This window comes from Kitasatospora sp. NPDC004745 (assembly GCF_042873275.1).
Lineage (GTDB): Bacteria > Actinomycetota > Actinomycetes > Streptomycetales > Streptomycetaceae > Kitasatospora.
Map to the genome: position 1 here is coordinate 1 of NZ_JBIALK010000060.1, position 5,443 is coordinate 5,443.

Genomic DNA, 5,443 nt, shown 5'->3' on the forward strand with positions numbered 1-5,443 from the left:
GGGGTCGGGGAGGTAGAGGTGGTGGTCGGCGTCGGTGGGGTCGGTGACGGTGGTGGCGTGGGGGCCGAGGTCGACGTCGGTGGTGGTGCCGGTGACGTGCCAGTGTCCGGTGGGGGCGGGCGGGTTGTCCTCGGTGGTCTCCTCCCACCGGACACCCACCAGCCAGTCGGCCCACTCGGGGCCGGCGCCGAAGCCCTCGCGGGGGGCCGGGCGGTCCTGGAAGCCCGCCACCTCGACCACGGCCGTCCCGGACCCGTCCAGCAGGACGATGTCCCAACGGCCGTCCGCGGTGCGGCGCGCGTGGACCCAGTGGGCCCGCCGGTCGGCGTCCCGGTGCACCGTCAGCCGGTCCGCCGCGAACGGCAGCCGGGCGGTGCCCTCGGTGCCGGCGGCGAGCGCGACGGCCTCGGTGGCCTGGAACAGCGCGTCCAGCAGCCCGGGGTGGACCGGGGCGACGGGCTCGGCACCCGCCGCCGGGGCGACGGTGGCCAGCACCTCGTCCCGGCCGGCCCAGATCCGGTCCAGCCGGCGGAAGACCGGGCCGAGTTCGATGCCGCCGCCGGCCAGCCGCGCGTACAGCTCCTCGCGGTCGACCTCCCGGTCCAGCCGGTCGCGGACGGCGGTGACGTCCACCACCGGCGCGGCCCCGGCCGCCGCGGCGCCCTCGGGCACCCGGCCGGTGGCGTGCACCGAGCCCTCCTCGTCGGCCCCCTCCGGGACGCCCACCAGGCGGAACTCCCGGTCGGTGCCGGACGGCGCCGGGCTCAGCACGAGCTGGACCGTCCGGGTGCCCTCGGCGGGCACCACGAGGGGCTCGGGGAAGACCACGTCGCGCAGCTCGACGGCGGCTGCGCCGGTGCCGGCCTCGACGGCGCTCGCGGCCATCGCCAGGTGGCAGGCGGCCGGTGACACCAGGGCGCCGGCGACCCGGTGCTCCGCGAGGAAGGGCTGGGTGCCCGTCCCCAGCGCGCTCTGGAAGACCGTCGCCCGGAACACCGGCAGCCGCACCTCGGTGTCGAGCAGCGGCCGCACCCGGGCGGCGGCGCGGCCGGCGCCGGCCGGCGCGGTGAACCAGTGGCGCTCGCGCTGGAAGGGGTAGGTGGGCAGCGGGACGCGGCGCGGCCGCGGGCGGCCGTCGACGGCGGCCCAGTCGACCGGCACCCCGCGCACGTGCAGCGCGGCGGCCCCGGCGAGCAGTTCGGCCTCCTCGCGGCCGGGGCGCATGCTCGGCACCCAGGCGCTGTCCTCGCCCCGGTCGCCGGTCAGGCCGGTCCGGGCCAGGCCGAGCAGCACCGGCTTCGGGCCGGTCTCGACGAACACCCGGGCGCCGGCCGCGTGCGCGGCCAGGACGGCGTCGGCGAAGCGGACCGGCGCCAGGGCGTGCCGCACCCAGTACTCGGGGTCGCACAGCTCCTCGGCCCCGGCCGGGGCGCCGGTGAGGTCGGACACCACGGTGATCCGCGGCGGCGCGTACCGGACGCGGCGGGCCACCGCCCGGAACTCCTCGGCCACCGGTGCCATCAGCGGCGAGTGGAAGGCGTGGGACACCGGCAGGCGGCGGCCCTCCACCCCCTGCCCGGCGAGCACCGCCAGGACGGCGTCCACCTGTCCGGCGTCGCCGGAGACCACGATCTCGCCGGGCCCGTTGACGGCGGCGACGGACACCAGGGGGTGCTCGGCGACGGCGGCGGCGACCACGGCCTCCTCGGCCCGCAGCGACACCATCACCCCGCCCTCCGGCAGAGCCTGCATCAGCCGGGCCCGCTCGGCGACCAGCAGCAGGGCGTCCTCCAGCGGGAACACCCCGGCCACGCAGGCCGCCGCGATGGCGCCGACGCTGTGCCCGAGCACCACCTGCGGGGTGACGCCCCAGGACTTCCAGAGCTCGGCCAGGGCGTACTCGACGGTGAACAGCGCGGGCTGCGTGTACTCCGTGCGGTCCAGGTCGTACGGGGCCTCCCCGATGGTGTCGGGGTGCAGCACGGAGAGCAGGGGGCGGTCCAGGGTGCGGTCCAGGACGGCCGCGCACCGGTCGACGGCCTCCCGGAACACCGGCTGGGTGCGGTACAGCTCCCGCCCCATGCCGGGGTACTGGGAGCCCTGGCCGGTGAAGAGGAAGGCGGTGGTGGGGGCCGGCCGGTGGGCGGGGACGAAGCCGGTGACGGCGCCGCCCGTGGTCAGCCGCTCGACCAGCTCGGCGGCCGAGCCGCCGACCACGCCGAGGCGGTGCTCGAAGTGGTCGCGGCCGGTGTTGGCGGTGCGGCAGACGTCGGCCAGGTCGGCGCCGCCGGCACCGCCGGCCAGGAAGGCGGCCATCCGGGCGGCCGCCTCGTCCAGGGCGTCCTCGGTCCGCGCGGAGAGCGTGAGCACCTGCGCGGTGCGCCCGGGGGCGCCCCCGGCGGTGTCGGCGGTGTCCGCGGGGGCGTCGGGTGCGGCGGCGAGCAGGACGTGCGCGTTGGTGCCGCTCATGCCGAAGGAGCTCACCCCGGCCACCCGGACGCCGCCGGGGACCTCGGGCCAGGCCGTCGGCCCGGTGGGCACGACGAACGGCAGGCCGTCCCACTCGATGTGCGGGCTGGGCTCGGTGAAGTGGACGTTCCCCGGGACCTCCGCGTGGCGCAGGGCGAGGACCGTCTTGATGATGCCGGCGATGCCCGCCGCGCCCTCGGTGTGGCCGATGTTGCTCTTCACGGCGCCGAGCAGCACCGGGTGCCCGCTCCCGCCGAAGACGCTCGCGAGGGCGCTGACCTCGATCGGGTCGCCGAGCTGGGTGCCGGTGCCGTGCGTCTCGACGAAGGCCACCTGCTCGGGCTCGACCCCGGCGTTCTCCAGCGCGCTGTGGATCAGCTCCACCTGGGCGCGGTGGTTGGGGACGGTGAAGCCGCTGGCCGGGCCGTCGTGGTTGACCGCGGAGCCGCGGACCACGGCGAGCACGGTGTCGCCGTCGCGGTGGGCGTCGGAGAGCCGCTTGAGCACGACCATGCCGCAGCCCTCGCTGCGGCCGAAGCCGTCGGCGCTCGCGTCGAAGGTCTTGCACCGGCCGTCGGGGGCGAGCGCCCCCGTCCTGGCGAGCGAGAGCGAGGTGGTCGGGGACAGCCGCAGGTGCACCCCGCCCGCCATGGCGAGCTCGCACTCGCCCAGCCGCAGTGCCGAGACGGCCTGGTGCAGGGCCACCAGGGAGCTCGAACAGCCGGTGTCCAGGGCCATGTTGGGGCCGTTCAGGCCCAGGGCGTGGGAGATCCGGCCGGAGGCGAAGCAGAAGCCGGTGCCGGTGGCGTCGTAGTGGTCGAGCCGGGTGCCGTGCGCCTCCTCGACGAGGCGCGCGTAGTCGTTCTCGGCGATGCCGACGAACACGCCGGTGCGGCTGTTGCGCAGCGAGCGCGGGGCGTACCCGGCGTCCTCGACGGCCTCCCAGGCCACTTCGAGCAGCAGCCGGTGCTGCGGGTCGAGCCGGGCCGCCTCCTTGGGGGAGATCCCGAAGAAGAGCGGGTCGAAGCGGTCGACGTCGGCGACGAAGCCGCCGTGCCGGCTGTAGAGCTTGCCCGGGGCGGCCGGGTCGGGGTCGTAGAGCGACTCCATGTCCCAGCGGTCGGCCGGGACTTCGGTGATGGCGTCGACTCCGCCGCGCAGCAGCTCCCAGAAGGCCTCCGGGCCGCCCGCGGAGGGGAACCGGCAGGACATGCCGATGATCGCGATGTCCTCGCGGGTACGGGCGAGCTCGCCCTCCAGCTTGTCGATGACGAAGACGGACTGCTGCAGCGCTGCCAGCAGATCGGCGTCCGGAGTCGGTCCGGCCATGGTGTGGTTCCCCTCCAGCAACTCAGCGGTTCAGCGCTTGAAAGCGCACATCCAGCGCACCTCGATGCTGCGGCGCAGCGGTGCGTCGTCCGGCGCGGTCGGATCGGTGAAGGCCGAGTGCAGACAGGTCGGCGCGCGGTCCGGGCGGGTGTCGAGCTGCTTGAACATCAGCAGCTCGTCGGTCCGCATCCGGGGGAAGTAGTAGAAGCGGTGGCCCTCGTCGAAGACCGGGGACGACTCGGGGTGCGGCTCGCCCACGCTCGTGTAGTAGTAGTCGTGGATGTGCTCGCGCGGCACCGTCCGGGCGTCCATCAGGGCCAGCGGGTGCTGGAACACCTCGCGGTCGACGGGCTGCCAGGTGTTGTACCAGGCGAAGTCGTGGTCCTGGTCGGAGCCCAGTTCGATGCCGAGCTCCTCGATCCGGGAGCGGGTGTAGCCGAACGGGTCGCCGAGGCCCTTGTCGCCGTGCAGGAAGCCGGCGTAGCCGGCCTCGAAGTCCTCCGGGTCGCCCCAGCGGACGAAGTGGTGGGTGACGAAGACCTCGTCGGCGCCGCTCTGCTCCTTGACCAGCGGGGCGAGCTCCGCGAAGTACCGGCCGAGGACGGCGGACTCGTCGCGGAAGTCGACCTCGGTGCGGTGTTCGAGCAGGGTGAAGCCGGTGGTGTCGAGGCCGTACTCGGTGCCCCGGGCGTTCGCGACGGGGACGTCGTGCCGCACGGTGTTGGTGGCGAGGGAGCCCCAGTCGCCGATCTCGGGTGCGGTCCCGCTGTCACGCCACCGGGGGGCGAGGTAGCGCACTCCGGCGGTGATGGTCGGGGTAGTCACTCTGGTACCTCTGTTTCGTTTCGCCGTTCGTGTGGGGGAGTCCGGGCACCCGTTCAGGCGTTCCGGTGGCTCTGGTACTTCTGCGAGATCCGGGCCATCAGGTCGCCGACCGCGTCGCCGGTGGGGGCCGCCGGTGCGGGTGGTGCGTCCTGCCGCTCCGCGGCGCCGCCGCGGGCCCGGACCGGCGCCGCGGCGTCGGCCGTGAGGCCGAGCTCGCGGGCCAGGAAGCCCACCAGCTCGTCGAGGGTCGGGTAGGTGAAGGCGACGGTGGTGGCCAGTTTCAGGTCGAGTCCGGCGGCGATCCTGGACCGGAACTCGACAGTCATCAGCGAGTCCATGCCGAGGCTGAAGAAGCCCTGGTGCGGGCCGATCGGCGCCCGCGAGCCCAGCACCGCGCGCAGCGTCCGCTCGACCCAGGAGGCGAGGAACGCCCGGGGGTCGGCGGCCGCCGCGAGCTCCTGGCGGGCGGAGGGCGGTGCGGTGTCCGCGGCCCGGTCGGGCCGGCCGCCCGGGGCGGTGACGGCGCCTTCGGCGGTGGCGCCGAGCCGGGCCAGGTAGCCGGCCGGCAGGTCCTCGCCGAGCGCGGTGCGGAACCGCCGCCAGTCCGCGGCCAGCACCGCGACCTCGTGCGTCGCCCGCCCGGTGCGGGCCAGCCGGACCGCGAGGCGGGAGCCCTGGTCGGCCGGGAGCATCCGCAGGCCGATCCGGTCGTAGGCGTCGCCCTCGTCCGCGGCCATGCCGACCTCGGCCCAGGGGCCCCAGTTGACGGCGAGTCCGGGCAGTCCGAGGGAGCGGCGGCGGGCCATCAGGCCGTCCAGGT

General features: G+C 75.7%; 2 protein-coding genes and 1 pseudogene. All 3 read right to left on the reverse strand.

The genetic code is table 11. From position 1 onward, the window contains the following. Nucleotides 1-3,798, reverse strand: a pseudogene (gdnG, locus tag ACFYUY_RS39950) (guadinomine polyketide synthase module 3 GdnG); the annotation flags it as partial. 30 nt (nt 3,799-3,828) lie between these two features. After that, nucleotides 3,829-4,623, reverse strand: a complete 795-nt coding sequence (locus ACFYUY_RS39955; protein ID WP_360223327.1) for a CmcJ/NvfI family oxidoreductase — start codon at nt 4,621-4,623, stop codon at nt 3,829-3,831. A 53-nt stretch (nt 4,624-4,676) separates the two neighbouring features. Continuing rightward, nucleotides 4,677-5,443 (reverse strand): beta-ketoacyl reductase (locus ACFYUY_RS39960; protein WP_360223330.1); only part of this gene is annotated, 767 nt, incomplete at its 5' end.